The organism is Novosphingobium sp. 32-60-15, assembly GCF_002280675.1.
Lineage (GTDB): Bacteria > Pseudomonadota > Alphaproteobacteria > Sphingomonadales > Sphingomonadaceae > Novosphingobium.
The window spans coordinates 15,544-37,252 of sequence record NZ_NCEN01000012.1 but is presented as its reverse complement, the minus strand read 5'-3'; the positions used below and the strand labels follow the sequence as shown (position 1 = coordinate 37,252).

The 21,709-nt window shown below is 59.5% G+C and carries 23 protein-coding genes and 1 tRNA gene; 12 read left to right on the top strand and 12 right to left on the bottom strand.

Annotated elements, in window-relative coordinates:
• The first annotated feature begins 33 nt into the window (after positions 1-33).
• The 3 genes from obgE to B7Y89_RS10415 all read left to right on the top strand — a co-directional run bounded on the left by obgE (position 34) and on the right by B7Y89_RS10415 (position 3,218).
• Positions 34-1,092 carry a GTPase ObgE gene (gene obgE / locus B7Y89_RS10425; RefSeq protein WP_292938269.1) on the top strand — a complete coding sequence of 353 codons (1,059 nt, stop codon included), beginning with the start codon at positions 34-36 and terminating at the stop codon, positions 1,090-1,092.
• 72 nt (positions 1,093-1,164) lie between these two features.
• Positions 1,165-2,298 (top strand): glutamate 5-kinase, encoded by a 1,134-nt coding sequence (gene proB / locus B7Y89_RS10420; protein ID WP_292938267.1) that lies wholly within the window; start codon positions 1,165-1,167, stop codon positions 2,296-2,298.
• The gene (locus B7Y89_RS10415) at positions 2,298-3,218 is read left to right on the top strand and encodes an NAD-dependent epimerase/dehydratase family protein (protein WP_292938265.1); all 921 of its coding nucleotides are present in this window, start codon (positions 2,298-2,300) and stop codon (positions 3,216-3,218) included. The genes proB and B7Y89_RS10415 overlap by 1 nt, the downstream gene beginning before the upstream one ends.
• A 16-nt stretch (positions 3,219-3,234) precedes the next feature.
• Here B7Y89_RS10415 and B7Y89_RS10410 read toward each other — a convergent pair whose 3' ends face one another.
• The 9 genes from B7Y89_RS10410 to B7Y89_RS10370 form a co-directional block, all read right to left on the bottom strand.
• A complete protein-coding gene (locus B7Y89_RS10410) occupies positions 3,235-4,032 on the bottom strand; it encodes a phosphoadenylyl-sulfate reductase (RefSeq protein ID WP_292938263.1) in 798 nt (265 codons plus the stop codon).
• Positions 4,033-4,078: 46 nt separating this feature from the next.
• A complete protein-coding gene (locus tag B7Y89_RS10405) occupies positions 4,079-4,510 on the bottom strand; it encodes a DUF934 domain-containing protein (RefSeq protein WP_292938261.1) in 432 nt (143 codons plus the stop codon).
• Complete coding sequence (locus tag B7Y89_RS10400; RefSeq protein WP_292938259.1) at positions 4,503-6,155, bottom strand: nitrite/sulfite reductase; 1,653 nt, start codon at positions 6,153-6,155, stop codon at positions 4,503-4,505. Before B7Y89_RS10400 ends, B7Y89_RS10405 begins: the two co-directional genes overlap by 8 nt.
• 1 nt (position 6,156) lies before the next feature.
• On the bottom strand, positions 6,157-6,453 hold the full coding sequence (locus B7Y89_RS10395) for a DUF2849 domain-containing protein (RefSeq protein WP_292938257.1): 297 nt from the start codon (positions 6,451-6,453) through the stop codon (positions 6,157-6,159).
• Positions 6,450-7,220 carry a uroporphyrinogen-III C-methyltransferase gene (gene cobA / locus B7Y89_RS10390; RefSeq protein WP_292938255.1) on the bottom strand — a complete coding sequence of 257 codons (771 nt, stop codon included), beginning with the start codon at positions 7,218-7,220 and terminating at the stop codon, positions 6,450-6,452. The genes B7Y89_RS10395 and cobA overlap by 4 nt, the downstream gene beginning before the upstream one ends.
• Before the next feature lie 85 nt (positions 7,221-7,305).
• Positions 7,306-8,232: a mechanosensitive ion channel domain-containing protein gene (locus tag B7Y89_RS10385; protein WP_292938254.1), complete on the bottom strand. Its 927-nt coding sequence runs from the start codon at positions 8,230-8,232 to the stop codon at positions 7,306-7,308.
• Complete coding sequence (gene metC / locus B7Y89_RS10380) at positions 8,229-9,470, bottom strand: cystathionine beta-lyase (RefSeq protein ID WP_292938252.1); 1,242 nt, start codon at positions 9,468-9,470, stop codon at positions 8,229-8,231. The genes B7Y89_RS10385 and metC overlap by 4 nt, the downstream gene beginning before the upstream one ends.
• Positions 9,471-9,589: 119 nt before the next feature.
• Positions 9,590-10,432 carry a 3-mercaptopyruvate sulfurtransferase gene (sseA, locus tag B7Y89_RS10375; RefSeq protein ID WP_292938251.1) on the bottom strand — a complete coding sequence of 281 codons (843 nt, stop codon included), beginning with the start codon at positions 10,430-10,432 and terminating at the stop codon, positions 9,590-9,592.
• 111 nt (positions 10,433-10,543) lie between these two features.
• The gene (locus B7Y89_RS10370) at positions 10,544-10,996 is read right to left on the bottom strand and encodes a hypothetical protein (RefSeq protein ID WP_292938250.1); all 453 of its coding nucleotides are present in this window, start codon (positions 10,994-10,996) and stop codon (positions 10,544-10,546) included.
• An 809-nt stretch (positions 10,997-11,805) separates the two neighbouring features.
• Here B7Y89_RS10370 and queF point away from each other — a divergent pair.
• The 3 genes from queF (at position 11,806) to B7Y89_RS10355 (ending at position 12,843) form a co-directional block, all read left to right on the top strand.
• Positions 11,806-12,261, top strand: coding sequence for a preQ(1) synthase (gene queF / locus B7Y89_RS10365; protein WP_292938248.1), 456 nt, complete (start codon positions 11,806-11,808; stop codon positions 12,259-12,261).
• 130 nt (positions 12,262-12,391) lie between these two features.
• Entirely contained in the window at positions 12,392-12,616 is a 225-nt protein-coding gene (locus B7Y89_RS10360; protein WP_292938246.1) for a hypothetical protein, read from the top strand.
• Positions 12,613-12,843: a hypothetical protein gene (locus B7Y89_RS10355; RefSeq protein ID WP_292938244.1), complete on the top strand. Its 231-nt coding sequence runs from the start codon at positions 12,613-12,615 to the stop codon at positions 12,841-12,843. The genes B7Y89_RS10360 and B7Y89_RS10355 overlap by 4 nt, the downstream gene beginning before the upstream one ends.
• A gap of 64 nt (positions 12,844-12,907) precedes the next feature.
• Here the strand turns inward: B7Y89_RS10355 and B7Y89_RS10350 are convergent, their stop codons facing one another.
• Together B7Y89_RS10350 and B7Y89_RS10345 are read right to left on the bottom strand one after the other, a co-directional pair.
• Complete coding sequence (locus B7Y89_RS10350) at positions 12,908-13,903, bottom strand: diguanylate cyclase (RefSeq protein ID WP_292938242.1); 996 nt, start codon at positions 13,901-13,903, stop codon at positions 12,908-12,910.
• Positions 13,904-14,167: 264 nt separating this feature from the next.
• Complete coding sequence (locus B7Y89_RS10345) at positions 14,168-14,875, bottom strand: GcrA family cell cycle regulator (protein ID WP_292938241.1); 708 nt, start codon at positions 14,873-14,875, stop codon at positions 14,168-14,170.
• Positions 14,876-14,990: 115 nt separating this feature from the next.
• On the opposite strand from B7Y89_RS10345, the gene B7Y89_RS10340 reads away from it, so the two are divergent.
• Entirely contained in the window at positions 14,991-15,887 is an 897-nt protein-coding gene (locus B7Y89_RS10340) for an ABC transporter permease (RefSeq protein ID WP_292938239.1), read from the top strand.
• Positions 15,888-15,923: 36 nt separating this feature from the next.
• Here the strand turns inward: B7Y89_RS10340 and hspQ are convergent, their stop codons facing one another.
• Entirely contained in the window at positions 15,924-16,349 is a 426-nt protein-coding gene (gene hspQ / locus B7Y89_RS10335) for a heat shock protein HspQ (RefSeq protein ID WP_292938237.1), read from the bottom strand.
• Positions 16,350-16,451: 102 nt separating this feature from the next.
• On the opposite strand from hspQ, the gene B7Y89_RS10330 reads away from it, so the two are divergent.
• The 5 genes from B7Y89_RS10330 to B7Y89_RS10310 all read left to right on the top strand — a co-directional run bounded on the left by B7Y89_RS10330 (position 16,452) and on the right by B7Y89_RS10310 (position 21,654).
• Positions 16,452-16,541, top strand: a tRNA-Ser gene (locus B7Y89_RS10330).
• A gap of 642 nt (positions 16,542-17,183) precedes the next feature.
• Positions 17,184-17,351: a hypothetical protein gene (locus tag B7Y89_RS10325; RefSeq protein ID WP_292938235.1), complete on the top strand. Its 168-nt coding sequence runs from the start codon at positions 17,184-17,186 to the stop codon at positions 17,349-17,351.
• A 32-nt stretch (positions 17,352-17,383) separates the two neighbouring features.
• Complete coding sequence (locus B7Y89_RS10320) at positions 17,384-17,788, top strand: DUF2946 family protein (protein ID WP_292938233.1); 405 nt, start codon at positions 17,384-17,386, stop codon at positions 17,786-17,788.
• 150 nt (positions 17,789-17,938) lie between these two features.
• Positions 17,939-20,236 (top strand): TonB-dependent receptor, encoded by a 2,298-nt coding sequence (locus B7Y89_RS10315; RefSeq protein WP_292938232.1) that lies wholly within the window; start codon positions 17,939-17,941, stop codon positions 20,234-20,236.
• The gene (locus tag B7Y89_RS10310) at positions 20,236-21,654 is read left to right on the top strand and encodes a PepSY domain-containing protein (RefSeq protein WP_292938230.1); all 1,419 of its coding nucleotides are present in this window, start codon (positions 20,236-20,238) and stop codon (positions 21,652-21,654) included. The genes B7Y89_RS10315 and B7Y89_RS10310 overlap by 1 nt, the downstream gene beginning before the upstream one ends.
• Positions 21,655-21,709: the final 55 nt, after the last annotated feature.

Genomic DNA, 21,709 nt, shown 5'->3' with positions numbered 1-21,709 from the left:
TTTTCGGGCCTGTTGTTGGATCAGTAACCCGTCATGCATTTTCTCGACCAAGCAAAAATCTTCATCCGTTCCGGCATGGGTGGCCCGGGCGCAGTCAGCTTTCGGCGTGAAAAGTATGAAGAATACGGCGGCCCCAATGGCGGCAATGGCGGCAAGGGTGGCGACATCGTGTTCGAAGCTGTGGCCGGTTTGAACACGCTGATCGACTTCCGCTATACCCAGCATTTCAAGGCACAGCGCGGCATGGGCGGCGCAGGCGCCAATCGCACGGGCGCGGGCGGTGAAGATCTTGTGATCCGCGTTCCCGTTGGTACTCAAGTGCTTGACGATGATCGCGAGACGGTGCTGCTTGACCTGACCGAAGTTGGCGAGCGCGTAGTGCTTTTGCGCGGTGGTGACGGTGGGCGCGGCAATGCTTCGTACAAATCATCGACCAACCGTGCGCCGCGCCAGTGCGGCCCAGGCTGGCCGGGTGAGGAAATGTATGTTTGGCTGCGGCTGAAACTGCTGGCCGATGCGGGGCTTGTCGGCTTGCCCAATGCAGGCAAATCAACCTTCATCAACCAGATCACCAACACCAAGGCCAAAGTCGGCGAATATGCGTTCACCACGCTGCGCCCGCAATTGGGCGTGGTGCGGCATCGCAACCGTGAATTCGTTTTGGCCGATATTCCGGGCCTGATCGAAGGCGCGGCAGAAGGTGCAGGGATTGGCGATCGCTTCCTTGGCCACATCGAACGCTGCCGTGTGCTGATCCATCTGGTTGATATCCACAGCGATGTTGACCCGGTTGACGCCATGCACGTGGTTGAAGGCGAACTGGAAGCTTATGGCGCTGGTTTGGGTGAAAAGCCGCGTTTGGTTGCACTGAACAAGATCGATCTGGTCGACAAGGAACTGGTGCAGGCATTCACCAAGGAATTGCTGGATGCAGGCGCGGAGATGGTGTTCCCGATCTCGGGTGCAACAGGCAAGGGTATCGATGCGCTACTTGATGCGGTTCTGGGCCATTTGCCAGCAGCCACGATCACCGAACGCCCGACCGGTGAGGTTGAGGATGCTGATGACGCAAAGCCGTGGTCGCCAATCTGATCGCCGGACTGCGCCATAGATACGACCGCTAGACCTTCACGCCTCGTCACAATTACCCTAAGCGGCTCTCATATGAACATCCGCCAGCTTGCCCAATTGACCGACGCCGCCGCCTGCCCACGGATCGTGGTCAAGGTTGGATCGGCACTGCTAGTCGGCAAAGATGGCGAACCGCGCCGCGAATGGTTGGCGGCACTGGTGGCCGAGATTGCGGCGGCGCGGGCTGCGGGTCAGGAAGTGATCGTCGTGTCTTCGGGCGCGATTGCCTTGGGTGCGCGCAAGCTGGGGCTGGCCAAAGGCGGGCGCGGCAGTTTGTCCGATGCGCAAGCGGCGGCCTCGGTCGGGCAGATTGCTTTGGCAGGGCTATGGGCAGAATTGCTGGCCGGGCATGGGCTGACGGCGGCGCAAATATTGCTGACGCTGGAAGACCTTGAAGACCGGCGGCGCTATCTCAACGTCACGGCAACGCTTGGCACCTTGTTGGCAGCAGGCGCGGTGCCGGTGATTAACGAGAATGATTCGGTAGCAACCCAGGAAATCCGCTTTGGCGACAATGATCGCCTTGCCGCGCGGGTAGGGCAAGCAGCGGGGGCCAGCGCCGTGCTGCTGCTTTCGGACATTGACGGCCTGTACGACCGTGATCCGCGCCAGCCGGATGCGGTGCGCATTCCTGTGGTGCGTGGCGTGACGCCGGAAATCCACGCGATGGCTACGGGTGGGTCTTCGTCCGGGCTGGGTTCTGGCGGGATGACATCAAAGCTGCAAGCGGCTGAAATTGCAGAATTTGCGGGCATTGCGTTGGCTATCATTGACGGCCAACCGGTTTCACCGATTGCGCAGGCGTTGCGATCAGATCGTGGCACGCTGTTCCTGCCGCGCGGACGCAAGCAGGCGCGCAAGGCCTGGCTTGGCGGCAAAATGCGGATGCGCGGGGCAGTACATGTCGATGCCGGGGCGGCTTCGGCACTTGCGCGTGGGTCAAGCTTGCTGGCGGCAGGCGTGACTGCTGTTGATGGCCAGTTCCAGCGCGGTGACGCGATTGCGGTGATGGGGCCGGACGGGCAAACGCTTGCTCGCGGTTTGTCCGAGTATGACGCGGCCGAATGCGCCCGTATTCTGGGCCATCCGAGCCGCGAACACGAAGAGTTGCTAGGCTATGCGCCACGCTCGGCCTTGATCCATCGCGACCAGATGGTGCTGTTGTAATGGCAGCAGAATTGCTGGCGATTACCGGTGCCACCGGGTTCGTCGGGCAGGCCGTTCTCGAATATGCCGCCCGGGCCGGAATTGAAGTCCGGGCCCTTGCGCGCCGTCCGCAAGAAGCGCGGGCCGGCGTGGAATGGGTGCAGGGTGATTTGTCAGACCGGCGCGCGTTGCAGCGGCTTGTGGGCAAGGCCAGCGTGGTGCTGAACATTGCAGGTGTGGTCAATGCACCAGACCCGCAGGGCTTTGAAGATGGCAACGTTTGGGGCACGTTGAACGTGGTCAATGCCACGCTCGATGCGGGCGTTCCGCGCTTTGTCCATGTCTCGTCGCTATCGGCGCGCGAGCCGGGCCTGTCAGTCTATGGCAAATCCAAGCTGCGCGGGGAAAAGGTGGTGAAAGCCAGCAGTCTGGATTGGACGGTGGTGCGGCCTCCTGCTGTTTACGGGCCGCGCGATACCGAGATGTTCGAACTGTTCAAGCTGGCGCGGCGCGGGATTGTACCATTGCCACCGCAAGGGCACTTGTCGCTGATCCATGTAAGCGATCTTGCCCGACTGCTTTTGGCGCTGATACCAGGCAGTGAGGACGTGACCCATCTTACGTTTGAGCCTGACGATGGAACACCGGGTGGCTGGACCAACACCGCCCTTGCCAAGGCTATCGGCGTTGCCGTGGGAAAGCGGGTGACAGCTTTGAATCTGCCCGAAAAAGTGCTGCGGTGGGGCGCAAGCCTCGATGCGCGGTTTCGGGGTGACGGCGCGAAGCTGACACTCGATCGGGTCGGCTATATGTGCCATCCCGATTGGCGCGTGGGTGAGGGTAATCAGCCGCCGCCAGCATTGTGGATGCCGCAAGTGGAGACGCAGATGGGCCTGCACGCCACAGCGGCATGGTATCGTGAAGCGGGTTGGCTGAAATGATTTTCAGCGCAAAGGCTTAGAAAACCGGATCGTAGCCCGGCGGCAGTTCATCGCCCGACGTGTTATCGGTGGGCGAATGGATGCCGCATTCTGTCTTGTCCCAGCCCTTCCAGCGGCCCGATCGTGGGTCTTCACCGGGCGCGACGCGGGTGGTGCAGGGCGCGCAGCCGATGGACGGGTAGCCTTGTGATACCAGTGGATGCGGCGGCAGGTTATGCTCGGTAAAGTACGCTTCGAGCATGTCCTTGGACCACGACGCCAGCGGGTTGATTTTGAACCGGCCTTGCGCGTCTGACCGGTCAACTTCAAATCGTGGCAGGCCTGCACGGGTGGAGGACTGGAAGCCTTTGCGCCCAGTGATTGATGCGTCATAGTGGAGCAGCGCTTTGGCCAGCGGCTCAACCTTGCGGATTTCGCAGCAGCCGTCCGGGTCCCATGACCAGCGCAGGCCATTGTCATCCTTTTTGGCGATGACTTCGGCCTCTGGTTCAACAATCACCAAATTGGTGAGGCCAAGCACGTCGGCGAGCTGATCGCGGTAGGCGATGGTTTCGGGGAAGTGCTTGTGCGTTTCAAGGAACAGTACGGGCAGGCCTTTGTCCACTTGTGCCACCAGATGCAGCAGCACCGCGCTTTCCGCGCCGAAGCTGGACACCACCGCAAGATCGCCCGCCAAGCCGTCATGGATCACCGAACGCAGCATGTCCTGCGTGTCGGTGCCCCTGAACAGATTGTTGAGCCGGATCGCGTCCGTGTCGCTGAAACGAGGGCCGGTGTCGATCAGGTCGATCTTGCGGTCAAGATTGCGGGTCATGGAACGATCCATTGCGTGTGCTGTCCAGTCGGTTCGGCTGTTCGCCTCAGGCGGAGTGGCGCTTTGCCCAGATCGCGGGGCGGCCATCGACGGTCTTTTGATAGACGTCGGGCCATGTCGCGAACGCCTTTTCAGCGGCTTCTGCGGCGATCGGCTGTTGCGGAGCAAAGCTGTCAAACCCGCAACGGCGCATGTGTGAAAGCTGATCAAGCAGCACATCGCCCACCGCGCGCAATTCGCCAGCGTAGCCATGTTCACGCAGGATGCGCGCTGCCGAATAGCCGCGCCCATCGCCATATGTCGGGAAGTTTACTTCGACGAGCGCGAGACGATCCAGATGCGGCAGGAGCACGCGGGCGTCTTCACCCGGTTCAATCCGCACGGCGGTAGCGTTTGATTGGTCCGCAAAAGCGGCAAACGTTACAGCCGGATCGTTGACGGGTTCATCGTTGCGATAACGCAAGGTCTGCTCAACCATTTACAGTCTCCTTGGCATAGATCGCCTCTTTGAACGGGGCCATGCCGATGCGGCGGTAAGTGTCGAGGAAGCGTTCGCCTTCGGTGCGCTGGGCAAGATAGACATCTGTCGCCTTTTCCACTGCATCGACAACGCCGTCTTCATTGAAGCCGGGGCCGGTGATGGTGCCGAGCGAGGTATCAGCGCCTTCGCTGCCGCCGAACGAAAGCTGATAGTTTTCAACCCCCTTACGGTCGACACCCAGAATGCCGATGTGACCGGCATGGTGATGCCCGCAAGCATTAATGCAGCCCGAAATCTTGAGCTTCAATTCGCCCAGTTCACGCTGGCGGCCAAGGTCGGCAAAGCGCTCCGAGATCTTCTGCGCCACCGGGATCGAGCGGGCATTGGCCAGCGCACAATAATCCAGACCCGGGCAGGCGATGATGTCGCTGATCAGATCAAGGTTGGCGTTGGCAAGGCCTGCTTCGTCCAGCTTTTGCCAGATCGTGTAGAGATCAGCCTTCCTGACGTGTGGCAGAACGATGTTCTGGGCGTGGGTTACGCGCAGTTCATCGAACGAATATTCCAGCGCAAGATCGGCCATCAGGCGGATCTGGTCCGCGCTGGCGTCGCCCGGAATACCGCCAGTGGGCTTCAGGCTGATATTGACGATGGTGTAGCCAGCCTGTTTGTGGGCATGGGTGTTCTGATCGACCCACAGCGCGAAATCGGGATCGGACAAGTCCAGATCTTCCGATGCGTTGGCATCGAAACCGGGCTGTTCAAAGAAGCCCTTGATACGCTCCAGTTCTGCTGCTGGCGGTTCAAGGCCGAGCGTCAGGATGTGGGCGAATTCTTCTTCCACCTGGCGGCGGTATTCGTCCGCGCCAATTTCGTGAACGAGAATCTTGATGCGCGCCTTGTACTTGTTATCGCGGCGGCCATAGCGGTTGTAGACGCGCAGGCATGCTTCGAGATAAGAAATCATCTGCAACGGCGGCACGAAATCGCCAATCACCGGCGCGATCATCGGCGTACGGCCCATGCCGCCACCGACATAGAACTTGCAGCCGATTTCGCCCGCGTCATTCTTGACCAACTGGATGCCGATATCGTGCAGTTTCATTGCGGCACGGTCGGTTTCCGAACCGATCATCGCGATCTTGAACTTGCGCGGCAGGTAATCGAATTCCGGATGGAACGTCGACCACTGGCGCAGCAGTTCGGCATAAGGGCGCGGATCAACCAGTTCATCCGCCGCAGCGCCCGCAAACTGATCGGACGTGGTGTTGCGGATGCAATTGCCGCTCGTCTGGATGGCATGCATCTCGACCGAGGCGAGATCAGCCAGAATATCAGGCGCGTCTTCCAGCTTGATCCAGTTGTACTGAATGTTCTGGCGCGTGGTGAAGTGGCCATAGCCGCGATCATACTTGTCCGCGATGTCACCAAGCAGGCGCATCTGGCGGCTGCTGAGCGTACCATAAGGTACGGCGACGCGGAGCATATAGGCGTGGAGTTGGAGGTAGAGACCGTTTTTCAGGCGGAGGGGCTTGAACTGGTCTTCGGTTATTTCACCGGCGAGGCGGCGTTGCACCTGGTCGCGGAATTCCGCAACGCGCGCATCGACCATGGATTGGTCATATTTATCATACTGATACATTTCAGATCACCCACTTGGCGGCGGCTGGGTCCGCAGGCTTGAGCGAAAGGTCCATCCGCACGGTTGGCCCCAAAGCGCGGATACGTTCCTTGATATGGGCAGGACGCACCCCTTCAGAGGTAGTGTCTGCGTCGATAACGTGGGTGTCTGTGACCACTTGCTTGTCGTTTTCCTGCGCGATGATGGCATCTGCATCATCGCCCACGGCAACGGCATCATTGACAAGGCGCGACCAGCCCTGGCCGGTCCACCAGATCACGTCGCCAGTGCGCAGATCATTTCCGGTGATGATCTTCACTTTGCCATCTCCAAAACTTGCTTCAATTCCATCATGTCTCCCCGGCCTGCCACATCACCGATGATGATGAGGGCAGGGCTCTTGACCTTGTTTGTTTCCACTACTGCACCAAGGCCCGCCAAGGCCCCGCGCAGCACGCGCATTTCAGGGCGCGCGGCGTTCTCGACCACGGCCACGGGCATGTCCGGCGCAAGGCCGTCTGCCATCAATTTTTCGGCAATGGCGTCAGCTGTGGCGACGCCCATGTAAATTACCAGCGTGCGACCGATGCCTGCAAGGCCCGCCCAGTTCTGATCGGTCAGCCCCTTGCACTGGCCCGCCACGAAAGTGACGATGCTGGCGCTGTCGCGGTGGGTCAGCGGGATCATGGCAGAAGCCGCAGCACCCATTGCGGCGCTGATGCCGGGGATAACTTGCACCGGAACTCCGGCAGCAAAGCAATCTTCGGCTTCTTCACCACCACGCCCGAACACGAACGGATCGCCGCCCTTGAGGCGTACCACATCGTTGCCAGCCAGCGCCTCACGCACCAGCAAGGCGTTGATATCGTGCTGCTGCATGGTGTGGCGCGCGCGTTGTTTGGCGACCGAGATCATCCGGCAGCCTTTGGGGGCCATGGCGAGGATTGCAGGATCGACCAGCCCGTCATGCACCAGCACCTTGGCGTTCATCACCAAACGCGCCGCGCGCAGCGTCAAAAGGTCCGGATCGCCCGGGCCAGCGCCGACAAGGAAAACAGTTCCGATTCTTGAAACGGGATTGCTCATGTGGCGCAGATGGGGGCAAGCGACACGAGTGACCAGTGAGAATGGTTTGTCCTTGGCCTAGATCAGCTTTAGCGGCATCGCCAATTCAAGCATCTGCGGGCTTTTCGCGCGCTGCCAAAGCATCTGCAATGCGGCGCAATCCTGCGCTGTCCTTCAGGTTTACATCCTGTTGGGCGAAGGGAATTTCGATCCCGTGCTCTTTGAAAGAGCGCCAGACTTTCCACAACACGTCCGAACGCACGTTGCCAACCCCCGCTTCGGGATCGTCGATCCACACAACCATGGTCAAATCGATGCTGCTGGGGCCGAAAGCTGTGAGCAAGACGCCCGGTGAGGGGAAGCTTAGTACGCGCGGCGTTCCGCTGACCGCCTCTAGCAGCAGCTTTTCAACAACATCCAGATCGCTGCCATAGGCAACACCGACCGGAATGTTGATTGAAACCTCGCGCGAGGAATAGGACCAGTTTTCAACCTGCTGGGTCATCAGGTTCTCATTCGGTATCAAGTATTCGCGGTTGTCACGCGTGGTGACCGAGACAGCGCGGATGCCGATCTTCTTGACCTCGCCAAACGTGTTGCCCTTGCCATCAGCCACGGCGATGACATCGCCAGGCTTGATCGATCGGTCCATCAGCAGGATGATTCCCGCGATCAGGTTGCCGAAGGTCTTTTGCAGACCGAAACCGATGGCCAAGCCGAACGCGCCGGAAAACACCGTCAACGCTGTGAGGTTGATCCCCAGAACGTCGATCCCGATCAGGATTGCCAAGGCCCAGACCGCTATGGATGCGATCTTTTCACCCAGCAATTGCTGCGCGCGGTCCAGCCTGTCGATCCGGCGGAACATGCGACGGGCAAGTTTGCTGACGAGCTGGCCCAACACGAAAACCAGCATCACCACGATCACGATACGCAAAGCGCCCCAGACCGAGATGTGGTGATTGCCGATATCGAAACCGATGGCGTTAAGCAGACGGATGCCTTCTGCAATCTGCTGCTTCAATTCAATCACGCATGATCTCCATGGGCCGCCCAAACCGCCAGTGCTTGTTCAAGGTCGGCGATAAGGTTTGCGGTATCTTCAAGGCCGATGGACAAGCGAATGCCGAATGTGTCGGACGGTTCCATATCGGTCATTGGCCACGTGCTTGCAGTGCGGATGGCCGCAGGGTCAACAGGTGTGGCCAGGCTTTCAAACCCGCCCCAGGAAAAGCCGATGCCGAACAGGTCAAGTGCATCGATCAGCGCATCTCTTGCCGCCGATGTGCCGCCCTTCAACACGAAGCTGAACAATCCGCAGCCGCCGGTGAAATCGCGCGCCCACAACACATGGCCGGGGGAGCCGGGCAACATGGGGGACAACACGCGCGCCACTTCGGGCCGATGTTCAACCCATTGCGCAATCGCCAGTGCTGAAGCTGTCTCAGCCTCAAGCCGCAGTTTCATCGTGCGCAAGCCGCGCAACATTAGCGAGGCGTCATCGGGGGAGACAACATTGCCAAGCCCTTGGGCGCGCAGGCGCAGTTTGCGATACCAGTCTTCGCCTGCACTGGCGCTGCCCATCATGCAGTCAGAATGGCCAGAGACGTGCTTCGTCAGGCTCATCACAGAGATATCGGCGCCATGCTTCAGCGCCGCAAAGCCGAGCGAAGAGGCCCATGTGTTGTCGAGTATCGAGACGATTCCGCGCGCCTTGGCCGCAGCGGCAAGGGCGGGCACGTCCTGCACTTCCATAGTAAGGCTGCCGGGGCTTTCGAGGAGAACCGCCTTGGTGCGATCACAGCACGTAGCTTCGAACGAGGCCATGCTGGTCGGATCAAACCAGCGGGTTTCGATCCCGAAATCCTTGAGCAGCCCGCGGCCCATGACACGGCTGGGTTCATAGGCGTTGTCGGTCATCAATAGCACATCGCCGGGCCTGAGCACCGTTAACAGGACGCCAGCAATCGCAGCAACGCCCGAAGGATAAAGCACCGTCCCTGCCGCACCCGGTTCCAGTTCGGTCAACGCCTCTGCCAGTGCCCATTGGGTGGGGCCACCGCGCCGGCCATAGTAAAAGTTTCCGTCACGATTGGCAGGATGTGCGCGAAGAGCCGCCATGTCAGGATAGAGATGCGTCGATGCGCGCCACACGGCGGGGTTGACCACCGCGCCGGGGTGATCAGGCGTTCCGGTCCACTCTGCGCGGCGGCCTGCCAGGACTGTGCGAGTTGCAGCACCCGTGTTGTCGTTGTCTGAAGGTTTGCTCATGTCGCTATGCTGTTAGCAGCAAGCGCTACAGACTTCGACCTTTGTTGCCAAGAATGGCGGCAGAACTGACGAATGCACCGGTTCATCCGTTCGGCATAAGCAGGCAGAAGGTGGGGCGCTTATGCCGGGCCAGTCGCCTTGGGCGTTGCCGGGTCCATTCCCCATTCACCCCATGACCCGTCGTAGAGCGAGACGTCGTCTTTGCCGATCAGGTGTAGTGCAAAGATGAGGACGTTGGCGGTCATGCCTGAACCACACGACGAAATGAGCGGGCGGGACAGGTCTACGCCTGCGGCCTCGAACGCGGCTTTGATCGCGTCTGGCGTTTTCCATGTGCCATCAGGGGCAAACAGGCTGGAATAGGGCACATTACGCGCGCCGGGGATGTGCCCGCTGGCGAGCGCGGGGTTGGCTTCAGGAGTAGTACCGGCAAAGCGTGGCGCGCCGCGCGCATCGATCAATTGTTCCGCTTTGCTTGAGAGATTGGCGATAACGTCAGCTTTGGTGCGGACGTGGCTGTCGTCTGACCAGACGGTGAAATGGCGCGGGCGCAGGATTTCGCGGCCTTGGGCGCACTTGCGGCCTTCGGCTTTCCATTTGGCGATGCCGCCGTCCAGCAAAGCCACGTTCTGGCCGCCGAACATTGTCAGCATGAACCATGCCCGGGTGGAGGTCTTGATGGGGCTATCGTCGTAAATGACGACGCGGCTGCCATCACCAAGGCCCAAGGCCTGCATCCTGCTGGCGAATTTTTCAGCCGAAGGAAGCATGTTCGGCACTGCAGATGATGTGTCGACCAGATCAGCCAGGTCCATGAACACCGCGCCCGGAATGTGGCACGCTTCGTATTCCAGCAACGGATTGCGGCCATGCTCCGGCAAGAATACCGTAGCATCAACAATACGAAGGTCACTCGCGCCGATTTCGTCCGCGAGCCACTGGGTAGAAACCAGTGTATCCATGGTTTTATGTGCTCCTGCCTGCTTGGTGCGACCCATCTTGTGCGGGTTCAACACCATCAGATTAGCCGTGACGTCGGTGGGCGTCGAGACAGAAAACGTGATAGCACATAATCAGGCATAGGCAGGCACGACAAGCGCGCGCCGGCCCAGTTCCGAATAGACGCGTGGCCCTGCATCAAGGCGGAAAGGGCGCAGCCGTTCGTCCGGTGCGCGGTCATCAACGCCTATGACGTATGCCGTACGCAGTGTGAACGGCTGGCCCGCGCAGGTGCCGTGTACTTCAAGACGGACCAGTGGCACGAAAAGCGCTGCCGTGCCGTGATTGATGGGCGTGATGGCGGCCAAGGGGAGGCGGATTTCACCCTTGAGTTCAACTGCTTCATCTTTATTCGCGCGGTCCGTGCGGTGAAGGATCGGCGCATCGCCAAGGCCAAGCTGGTCTTCAGTGGGACGCGATGCGTGCGCTGATGTCATGTCACCGCGCACAACCAGCGATTCGATGGTGTCTGCGCACGTGATGATCAGGCGATAGGATAGCGTCGCGTTGACCAGGCTCGCGCTCATGCGGATCGCGACAAGGTCAAGTGCAATTGGCGAGGCGACCGGTCGAGGAGCGTCCGGTTTGCGCGCAGCTGGCAGTGGCTTGGGCGTTGCCGTGATGGGCAAAACGGGAGGTTGGACCTGAACCGATGGAGCGCCTGTGTTTTGGCGGCGCCACAGGAGCCAAGCGCCCGCAGCGAGGATCAGCGCAAGCGCAACCGCGATCCATGGCCACGGCATGCCTTCCGGCTGATGTGTTGGGGTCTGCGTTGATGGTAAAGGCGGAGGTGAAGCCTGCGGTTCGGTGGTTTGTGCGTTGGCGGGGAGGCCGGGCACAGGGGATGGCGTGGGCGTTGCGCTAGGCGCTGGCCGTGCGGTTGGTGCCGGGTTTTGTGATGGGTTTGGGCGTACAACAGGCGTTGGCGCAGTTTCGGCCCTTGTCGGTGGTGGAGCGATCAGAATTACGGGCGTCGGGGCCTGGGTCGGAATAATTCGAGGCGGCGGCGCGTCCGTGACAACTGGTCCTGCGGCGGTCGGGGTTGGCGTGGGGGATGGCGGCAACTGATAGCTATTGGCGTCTTGCGCGGCGACGCTTGTGCTGATCAACACGAGCCATAACGCTATTGGTATTTGCAATTTCACTTTCGGCCCCGTGTTCCTGCACATCGACGTGTTCCTGCACATCGTTTGGCGATCACGGTAGCGGGGTTTAATCGCGGCTGAACCATTGGGCACGAGCCGTTGACTTGCCCTGACGCTGCGACAAGTGCATGGCGCTGCTGCTTTGGCCTTTTCCAAAAGGCATATTACCAAAATTCAAGGACGTTAAGACCATGGCCAGCGAAGGACCGATTTACCTTGGCAAGACCAGCGCACTTGCCGCCAGCCCGGAAGAGGCGGCGCTGGATTATGTGCCCAACCCGCGTCCCGGCGCGCTTTACATGATCCGCTTTGCCGCGCCGGAATTCACGTCGCTGTGCCCCGTTACCGGACAGCCTGATTTTGCCCATCTGGTAATTGATTATGCGCCGGGTGAAACCATCGTTGAATCAAAGGCTTTGAAGCTGTTCCTCGGATCGTTCCGTAACCATGCAGGGTTTCATGAAGACGTGACTGTTGGCATTGGCCAGCGTCTGTTTTCGGAAATGAACCCGCTATGGCTGCGCATTGGCGGGTACTGGTATCCGCGCGGCGGCATTCCGATTGACGTGTTCTGGCAATCCGGCCCACCGCCCGCCGGGCTTTGGCTGCCGGATCAGGGAGTGGCGTCCTATCGCGGGCGGGGTTAGGACGCGAGCTCCACAGAAGTTGCAATTTCAACCATTTGCGGCTATGGCATGCTCATCGATGAGACGACCACTGTAGGCATCATCGGCTGAGAGACCCTATGCGCTCCCGCTTACGAAGTGGGAGTCCGTCATGGACCTCAATTTCCAATACGCCGAGCACCAGCAATCGCTGATGCGCGCGATGACCACTACGAATATCAGCCTGCGTACACGCCACCTTGAATCAGCTGATTCGGTGGCCGCGCGCATTCAGGCATGGCAGCACGCTGAAGGTGCGAATGCCGCCAATGGCTGGGGGCTCGTCATGGACGACGCCGAATTTCGTGATCTTCCCATTCAAAGGATAACCGCATGAGCCGCGCCATGAATCTGAGCTTACCAGAAGCAAAAGTCCGCACCCGCTGCGATCAAGCCGGTGTTTCCATCAGTGCGATTGAAACGCTGCCATCGGGCGGAACCCGCCTTGTGTGTACGCGCGAAGAAGGTGCCGATGAGATGCGTATCGTGTTCAAGAAGGACATGATCGAAGGTAACGTCGCACGTTACACCTTCCAGCGCAGCCAGAACTCGCAATACCGCTAGGGCATTGATCCCGGTCAGTTATGCACGGGACGGCAAGCCGTCGCTTGCATGACTGCGGGATGGGTCAGGCGGCATCCTGCAGGGGTGGCGGATTTTGGCCTGCCAGCTTGATCAAATTGCGGCCAGACTGCTTGGCGGTGTACAGTGCCTCGTCAGCGGCGCGCAACGCTTCGCTTTTTGAATCATAAGCGAACACGTCGGCAATGCCGCCCGAGAAGGTGATCTTCCCAAACGGCATATCGGTTGCGCGGTTGACGAGGCGTCTTTCGGAAATCTCCTCACGCGCTCCATCAAGCCTTTGCCATGCCTTTTCCGGCGTAATCGCACGGAAAATAACCGCGAATTCCTCGCCCCCGTGCCGCGCTACGTGGCAGCGCGCGTTGGAGATGCGGCTAAGCGTTTCTGCGACCACTTTGAGCACACGGTCACCCGAAGCATGGCCATGCGTGTCGTTGACGCGCTTGAAATGATCAATGTCGACAAATGCCACGCACAAAGATTCGCCAGCTTCTTTTGCGCTTTCGATTTCCTTGTCGAACATCAGTTCAAAGGCGCGGCGGTTGGGCAGGCCGGTCAGGTGGTCTTCGTCCGCGACCCGGCGCGCTTCGTCCAGACTCTGCTGTAACGTTGATGCGCGCTTTTCGGATTCACTAAGGTTGTGTTCGATTTCGCGGGTCCGGCTCATCATGGCCCGGGCCAATGAGGCCAGCTCGGTGATGACGATTCCCGCCTTGCTGACCTGTTCAAGATCATCAACGTGTTGTTGCAATGCAGCGCCATATTCGCTCGTTGCAGAACGGGCACTGTTGGTGGTCCGCGAGAACTCTTGCAGGCTCTCTTCAAGGCGGGCCATCAACGCTGCGAGCATTTCGGCGCTGCTTTCGCCGTCTGCTTCGCGCTGCATTTGTTCCAACCACTTCAGCGTGATCGGCAGACCGGTCTCTGTGCGTTCAAGGATCAACTGCGAAAGCTTCGGGTTGCCACCGGTGACGCAATCATAAGCGATGCCCAGTGTCCGGGGCATCACTTCAAGATCATGATCGATAAGGAAATCAGCCACTTTACCGATCATCCGGCGCTTCGCTGGCAACCAGATGTCGCGGGAAGTTATATCCCGTAATGATTCTGAATCAGCTGAAGGAGTGGCCTCAGCGGCTTGCTCGTCGTCAGACAAGCCTAGCCACTTGAGCAAACGGGACCGCGAACCGCGCGCTGATTCTTCGTGATTCATGTCTCGAAGAACGGCGGGCATTGCAGGGAATTAACCACTGCAACGCCCGGGATTTGGCGATTAGGTATTCTTCCGGAGAAAAATCTTCAAATTTTAACGAACGCGAGGCCCGCCAAACGGCATCGGCGGCGGAGGACGACGGTGTCCACGTGGCAATTGCGCCTGATATGCGCGGCCACAATGATCGACACAGTAAGGGAACCCAGGGTTCACCTTGTCACCGCAAAAGTGGAAATCAGGTTCACCGGGGTGGCCCATCGGCCAGCGGCAAATGCGATCATTGAGATCGAGCAGGCTGGTCTTTTCCGAGATTTCCGGGCTTGGCCGCGCAGGAACAAGCCGACGCGGCGGTGCGGGCGGGATTGGAGCCTGCTGGTCACCGGGGCCCTGGCGCAAGAAACCGCCGGGGCCGACCGAGACGATTCGCGGCATCGGTTTGGGCGCAGGTACATCAGCGCCCGGATCGGCTGTTATATCGCGCAGTTCAGGAGTTGCCGGAGCAGCACGCGGTGCCGGTGGAGGAGTGGGCGTAGGGGCCGGACGCGGCGGCGCTGCCATCTTCGGTTCGGGCGCCGGCGGCGGCGTTGGCTTGGCCACCTTTGGCGCTGCGGCAACAACCGGAGCCTCGGTCTTGTCGTTGGCTTTTACCGGGGAGGGGCGCGCTTTCAGGCCCAGACGATGGGCTTTGCCGATGACGGCGTTGCGGCTGACACCGCCAAGCTCTTCGGCGATCTGGCTGGCGGTTGATCCGCCTTCCCACATCTTTGCCAGCTTTTCGATGCGCTCTTCGGTCCAGCTCATGCCTTCAAACGTCCTTCATGCGGAGGGGCAGGGCCCGACCGTTTTCTTCTGTCCGGGCAACAATGCCCGGTCGGCAATTCTTGCCATTGGCTTGTCCGCGCGATACCGCACTGACATGGCCATTCAATCGTTGCCCCAAGATGGGGTCATCACCGACAAAGCGAACACCCGCAACGCCGGAACCTTCACTCCACCAGGGCAGCCGATATTTCGCGGCTTCAACAGGTTGGGGCTGTGGACCCTCTATATGAAGGAAGTCCGGCGTTTCTTCAAGGTGCAGACCCAGACGATCTGGGCACCTGCTGTAACCACGCTGCTTTATCTGATGATTTTCACGCTGGCTTTGGGCGGTGGAGCCAGTGGCAGCAGCCGGATTGTGCTGGGCGTGAACTTTGCCACGTTTGTGGCACCCGGCCTGATCGCGATGGCGATGATCAACAATTCCTTCGCCAATTCCAGCTTCAGCCTGCTTGTCGGCAAGATTCAGGGTACGATCGTCGATTATTTGATGCCGCCCATCAGCACGGGCGAATTGATGGCGGCGCTGGTTGGCGCGGCGGTGACTCGCGCTGTTCTGGTCGGATTCGCGGTTGCTGCGGCCATGGCGCTGTGGCCGGGCGTGGATTTGAGCATCGCGCATGTGTGGGCGGTGGTCTGGTTCGGCCTTATGGGTTCGATCCTGCTGGCGCTGATCGGGGTCCTGGCATCGATCTGGGCGGAGAAATTCGACCATAACGCCGCGATCACCAACTTCGTGATTACGCCGCTGTCGATGCTTTCGGGCACATTTTATGTGATCGATAATCTGGCCCCCGCGTTTCAGGCGGTTAGCCGTGCCAATCCGATTTTCTACGTTATTTCGGGCTTCCGCTTCGGTTTTTTGGGCAAGAGCGATATTGGCGATACTAACCTTGCGGTTCTGCATGGCGCGATTGGTCTGGGTGTGTTGAACCTTGCCATCGCGGCGCTGCTTTACATCGCGTTGCGATCAGGCTGGCGGCTCAAAAGTTGAAGGACGTTGGGGGGCGTTTATGCCCCCACACGGCTTTCAGTGCGACAGGCTGCGGTGCAGATGGTACCGACCGTTGCGAAAGCCTTCGAACATCTCTTCGATAGACGGATGATCAACCGGCCCTGCGTCTGCATCACCCAGCAGGTTTTGCTGGCTGACATAGGCCACATAGCTGCTTTCGTCATTTTCGGCGAGCAAGTGGTAATAAGGCTGGTCGCGCACGGGGCGGATGTCTTCGGGGATTGATTGATACCATTCTTCGCTGTTTGCAAAAACCGGATCAACATCAACCACAACACCACGAAAGCCGAATGTGCGGTGACGCACGACTTCGCCAATTGAAAAGCGCGCCGAAGAAACGGGGGGAGCCGAAATGTCACACCCGGCTTGGGGCGAAAAGAAACTCGCACGGTCCATACCTTGCATATAGGCACATGCCGCGCCGCAAACAAGCGAGCCCATGCAAAAGGTGGCCGCTTTTTGCTTGGCAAGACCGATACCATGCGCTAACGGCGCGCTTCCTCGACCGGGCAATGCCTTTATTGGCACCCAAGGACACTTCGCGGAGAGGTGGCAGAGTGGTCGAATGCACCGCACTCGAAATGCGGCATACGGGTGACCGTATCCAGGGTTCGAATCCCTGCCTCTCCGCCAAGTCCTGTTGATTTCATTGGTGAATTCAAGGGAATTTGGAAACGCCCTTGAAAATACCGTTGAAGAGGTTGCCGCTTAGTACGGTTGTGCCCTGAACTCTAGCGGTCACCCTATGGTCGATAATCGACCACACTGCAGTTTCCGGTTTCCACAATCATTGCATCTAAAGCGTTGTTCGAGTTGTGCTGTGGCATGCAACGGGACCAGCCCCGCCGATGGCAGAGTGTTATCAGCGTCTCAGGATCATGGACGGTAGAATGCGCGCAATTGGTATATTGAACTTGCAGGTGATAGCTGTGCCGACCGTAAGCTGCGATGCCGACTAGCCGTTTGCTTCCCATGCCGCCCTTGTGAACGAATAGGAAACGATTCGGAAAGGCTAGGGCCGCCCTGGTCCACAGGTGCCGTTGATTAATGTTGTGCAAAGTGGTCTGCCGATTAGCGTTTCCTGTTGCATCGCGCGCGCGCAGTGCGCCAACATTGGTGTTAGCATTTGTTTAGCGGATCGGCATCGTTGTCCAGATGCTGCACCTTGTGTTTTCACGGCTCCCTGTCCGGTATCGTTACCACCGCCATTGCGCGCGTACTCATCATGTACACTCGCTCTTGGCGCTTTGAACATTTGGGGCAGGGGCATCAAAGTTGAGTATCTATCAAGCGCTGGAAGCAGGCTTTCCGAAAGCCGTATCGCGCGGTCTGGTGGCTGAAATCGCCAATAGCCGGGACGTTGGGCAAGGCTTCGGACGTTGTCAGAAACTGCTCTTCACTCACGCCAGAATTCTGGCTGATGCTTTTGCGATATTGTCGTGACAAATCGGGATCGTCCCATTATCCGCGCCGAAATGCAGACGTTGCGAGCCTTGATCCTGCGGTGTCGAAGTGTTGCCATAACATTGGCAATGCTGGCGCTTTGCATGAAGGTTGTTGTTCCGTCGGGCATGATGATCGACTTGACCGCAAAAGTGCTGACTATCGAAGTATGTCATGACTCGCTTGGTGCGGTGACCACGACCAAGATTGTAGTGCCGGCGAAGCCTAGTGGCAGTGGCAAGTCTGAGGCCAATCATAAGGGCACATGCCCATTTTCATCGCTTTCCGGCGCAATGATCGGCGGAACCGACCCCGTCCTGCTGCTGTTGGCATTGGCATTCATTCTTGCACTGGCCTTCGCACCAGTAAGCATGGCCAGCCCAACGCGGCCGGCCTATCTTTCCCCACCATTGCGCGGTCCTCCCGCTCTGTCTTGAAGATCTGACCCGGTTTTCCGGGATAACAGATCATGTGCCGTCACTGCTTGCCAATCGCCGCGTCTGGAACAGATCGCATGGTGTTGGCTGAAAGCGGCTGTGGCGCATCCTTCACACTTCAAGACCAGTTTGATATTCAAGGATGACTTCATGCGAAGTTCATGGATCGCGCTGACCGCAGCGCTCGCCGTTTCAGCGCCTGTGTTTGCTGCTGAAGGGGAAACACAAAATCAGGCGCCTGCCGATGAGGTTTCGGCAGATGATACCAATGGCGCGACAATTCTTGTCGTCGGGCAGACCGATGCCCCGATCACGGTCGTGCCGCGCGGGCTTTCGGTATCGCTCGGCAAGGAAAGCTTCGATGCAATCAATGCGATCAACGTCGAAGACCTGATGAAGTACACGCCGAATTTTTTCGTGCGCAAGCGGTTCGCCGGTGATGATAACGCGGTGGTGGCGATGCGCGGGGCAAACACCGTGCAATCGGCACGAACGATCGTGATGGTCGATGGGTTTGTCGTGTCCAACTTTCTGGGCAATCGCTTCGATTTTCCGCCAAAGTGGAATGTGGTCGGCCCTGCCGAAGTGCGCCAGTTCGATATTGTGTACGGCCCCTATTCTGCCCGCTATGGCGGCAATTCGATGGGCGGCGTGATTTCGGTGACCACGCAGGAGCCGACCGAGACTTCAGCTTATGCCAGTGCCCAGACCTTTATCATGCCGTTCAAGGAATATGGCTTCGACCAGACTTTCACGGGCTACAGCCTCGAAGGCGGTGTGAACTGGAAGCAGAAGGACGGCCCGTTCTCGATCCGGCTGTCCGGGCGGCATTTCGAAAACACCGGCCAGTCGATGACCTACAATCTGTTGACTGCCGCTACCGGAAACGGCGCGGCGACAGCGGTTACGGGTGCGTTTGACGATCAGCGTCTGGCCACGCCGGTATTCGGCGCGGCTTCGCCCGTCGATGTCACGCAAGATCAGGTTCGCATGCGCGTGGGCTATGAAACTGCCGGTGGCTGGAACATCGATGCACTGGGTGTGATGTGGAAGAGCAAACAGGTGCTGACCGACACGCGCAGCTTCCTTGTCAATGCCACCACGGGCGCGCCGGTCTATCAGGGGCGTGTGACCTTCGGCGGCAAGACGTGGAACGCGACGGGGCTTACCCTGTCAGTATCGGAGCGGACCGAGTATCTCGCCGGGTTGAAGCTGGCGGGTCCGCTGGCGGGCTGGGATGTGGCGCTCAACCTTTCCCGGTTCTGGATTCCCGATCAGGACGGTCGGACATCGACCAACTACGCCTCGGGCACTGCGAACGGCGCGGGCACCAATACGTTGGGCAACACGCCGGGTTGGTACACCGGCGATCTGGTGATCGAGCGGCGCCTTGGTGCGCACAAGGTGGCGTTCGGTGCAAATGCCAACCTTTATGAAACCTCGACCGAGACTTTCTCGACCACCAATTGGCGCGAGGCAGCGTCACCGGTTTTCACCGCGGCAACCTATGGCAAGACCAGCTTGTGGGGCCTGTGGCTTGAAGACGCTGTCGAGGTCGGGGCGGACTGGGTGCTCACCGGCGGCGCGCGGTATGATCGCTGGAGCGCGTTCGATGGCGGCATTGCCAAGTCCTTTGCCGGGGTGCGTAAGGACGATCGCTATCCCACTCGCAGCGACGACAGCATCAGCCCCAAGCTCAGCCTGCAGGGCAAGCTGGCACCGCGCCTTGATGTGCAGATAAGCCTCGGGTTGGCGACGCGCTTTCCGACGGTGGGTGAACTGTTCCAGGGGCGCTTTGATGATATCGCGCAGGCCATTGATCCGCAAAGCTTCGATCCGAACCTGAAGGCCGAGCAGTCAAAGGACGCCAACCTGATCGTCCGATATGATGCAGGCAAAGTGCGCCTGACCGGCAGCGCATTCTACCAGATGATCGACGATGCAATCTTCAGCTTCAACGGGCTGAATCAGTTTGGAACGGTGATCTCCAGCTACAAGAACGTGGACGAAGTGGAGCAGTACGGGCTGGAACTGATCGCAGAAGCCCGCGACATTCTACCAGGTCTCGACATCGACGCCAACGTAGCGTGGATCAATGCCAAGACGATCCGCAACGATGCCAATCCCGCGGCAGAGGGCGTGCAATTCCCGCGCATCCCGAAATGGCGGGCCAATGGCAATATCCGCTACCAACTGGCCAAACCGGTCAAAGCCTCGCTTGGCTGGCGCTATGGCTCGCGGCCCAACTCCGACTTGTTCGGGCTGGTCCGTGGACGCGCTTTCGGCTTCCAGAGCGAATATCTGCTGTTTGACACGCGCCTATCGTGGGCTGTGCTCGACAATGTCGAGCTGAGCGCCGGGATCGACAACCTGTTCAACTACAAGGCCTATGTTGCGCACCCGTTGCCGCAGCGCACCTTTGTGGTCGACCTCAAGACGAAGTGGTAATGGCCGTGCCTTCTTCAGCCCTCACTGACACTGCCTCGAAAAAGGCCTCCTTCTATCGCACGATCTGGCGCTGGCATTTCTATGCCGGCCTGTTCGTTGTGCCCATGGTTCTGATCCTGTCGCTGACGGGGGCGGCCTACCTGTTCAAACTGCAGGTAGAACGTTGGGAGGAGCGCGCGTGGCAAGGCTTGCCGACAACTGGCGCGGTAACGCCGGAAGCGCAGGTCAGCGCTGCCCTTGCCGCGTTCCCGGACGCAAAGTTCCATTCCTATCGCCTTCCGAAAGAGCCAGGCGATGCGGCCATGATCCACATCGGATTGCCCGGCGATGGAGGCGGCAAGGACAAGGCGATGCGCGATGTATTCGTATCACCGCAGGGCAAGGTCATCGGCGCTATCGATCCCGAATGGCGTATCATGGAGATCGCTCATGACATCCATGGCCAACTCCTGCTGGGCAAACAGGGAAGCTGGCTGGTGGAACTGGCCGCAAGCTGGGCCATTGTGATGATCCTGACCGGCCTCTACTTGTGGTGGCCGCGCGGTCGCGGGGCCGCCGGAGTGTTGTGGCCCCGCTTTTCTGCGGGTTCGCGCATAGCATGGCGGGACATGCATGCCGTGACCGGCTTCTGGGTATCCGGACTGGCAATGGTCCTGCTCATCACGGGCCTGCCTTGGGCCGATGTATGGGGCAGCGCCTTCAAATCCGTGCGTGCCGAGATGGGTTGGGTGAAAGGAAAGCAGGACTGGACAATTGGCGGAGCGGCTCCGGCTGCCGACGAGCACGCACAACATGCCGAACACGATCATGCTGCGATGATGACACGCGATGGCCACACGCCCGGCATGAATCAAGCCGGGCAAAATCCTGCCATCACCTTGTCTGACGTTGTCCGTCTGGCGCAGCAGGAACGCCTCGCCTTTCCGGCAATGGTCACACCGCCCGGCGCGCCGGGGCGCTTCGGTCGTAAAGGGGAAGAGAACTGGACTATGCGTTCAGACAGTCAGAATCGCCCCTTGCGGACCACCATCACACTGGACAAGTCCACGGGCCGGGAACTGTCGCGCGAAACTTTCGCCGATGGCCACCCCATTGAGCGCGTGGTCGGATATGGCGTGGCGTGGCATGAAGGACAGCTGTTCGGCTGGGTTAACCAGTTGATCGGCGTATTGACCGCGCTGATGTTGGCGACCCTTTCTGTGACCGGGTTCGTGATGTGGCGCAAACGCAAGCCCGATCAGGGCCTTGGTGCGCCGCCGATGCCAAGTGAGCGGCCAATGAAGAAGCTGCTGCCTGTGCTTCTCATCATGGCTGCCCTGCTTCCGCTGCTTGCTGCTTCGCTTGTGGTTGTGGCAATTCTTGAAAGCCTTGTTCTCCCCCGAACCCCTAAGCTTGCCGGCTGGTTAGGGGTGTCGTAGCGCCCCGAAGGCGGCCGTGGAGGAGCCGATCCAGCGTTATGCAAGGTGATAGCCT

Bases quoted from the DNA above. Each gene is read 5' to 3' on its own strand.
- queF (WP_292938248.1), top strand. From the start codon at position 11,806: ATGGCCAGCGAAGGACCGATTTACCTTGGCAAGACCAGCGCACTTGCC.
- B7Y89_RS10310 (WP_292938230.1), top strand. From the start codon at position 20,236: ATGGCCGTGCCTTCTTCAGCCCTCACTGACACTGCCTCGAAAAAGGCC.
- B7Y89_RS10345 (WP_292938241.1), bottom strand. From the start codon at position 14,875: ATGAGCTGGACCGAAGAGCGCATCGAAAAGCTGGCAAAGATGTGGGAA.
- proB (WP_292938267.1), top strand. From the start codon at position 1,165: ATGAACATCCGCCAGCTTGCCCAATTGACCGACGCCGCCGCCTGCCCA.
- B7Y89_RS10415 (WP_292938265.1), top strand. From the start codon at position 2,298: ATGGCAGCAGAATTGCTGGCGATTACCGGTGCCACCGGGTTCGTCGGG.
- B7Y89_RS10370 (WP_292938250.1), bottom strand. From the start codon at position 10,996: ATGAGCGCGAGCCTGGTCAACGCGACGCTATCCTATCGCCTGATCATC.
- hspQ (WP_292938237.1), bottom strand. From the start codon at position 16,349: ATGGGCTCGCTTGTTTGCGGCGCGGCATGTGCCTATATGCAAGGTATG.
- B7Y89_RS10355 (WP_292938244.1), top strand. From the start codon at position 12,613: ATGAGCCGCGCCATGAATCTGAGCTTACCAGAAGCAAAAGTCCGCACC.
- cobA (WP_292938255.1), bottom strand. From the start codon at position 7,220: ATGAGCAATCCCGTTTCAAGAATCGGAACTGTTTTCCTTGTCGGCGCT.
- sseA (WP_292938251.1), bottom strand. From the start codon at position 10,432: ATGGATACACTGGTTTCTACCCAGTGGCTCGCGGACGAAATCGGCGCG.
- B7Y89_RS10320 (WP_292938233.1), top strand. From the start codon at position 17,384: ATGCAGACGTTGCGAGCCTTGATCCTGCGGTGTCGAAGTGTTGCCATA.
- metC (WP_292938252.1), bottom strand. From the start codon at position 9,470: ATGAGCAAACCTTCAGACAACGACAACACGGGTGCTGCAACTCGCACA.
- obgE (WP_292938269.1), top strand. From the start codon at position 34: ATGCATTTTCTCGACCAAGCAAAAATCTTCATCCGTTCCGGCATGGGT.
- B7Y89_RS10400 (WP_292938259.1), bottom strand. From the start codon at position 6,155: ATGTATCAGTATGATAAATATGACCAATCCATGGTCGATGCGCGCGTT.
- B7Y89_RS10360 (WP_292938246.1), top strand. From the start codon at position 12,392: ATGGACCTCAATTTCCAATACGCCGAGCACCAGCAATCGCTGATGCGC.
- B7Y89_RS10315 (WP_292938232.1), top strand. From the start codon at position 17,939: ATGCGAAGTTCATGGATCGCGCTGACCGCAGCGCTCGCCGTTTCAGCG.
- B7Y89_RS10340 (WP_292938239.1), top strand. From the start codon at position 14,991: ATGGCCATTCAATCGTTGCCCCAAGATGGGGTCATCACCGACAAAGCG.
- B7Y89_RS10410 (WP_292938263.1), bottom strand. From the start codon at position 4,032: ATGACCCGCAATCTTGACCGCAAGATCGACCTGATCGACACCGGCCCT.
- B7Y89_RS10405 (WP_292938261.1), bottom strand. From the start codon at position 4,510: ATGGTTGAGCAGACCTTGCGTTATCGCAACGATGAACCCGTCAACGAT.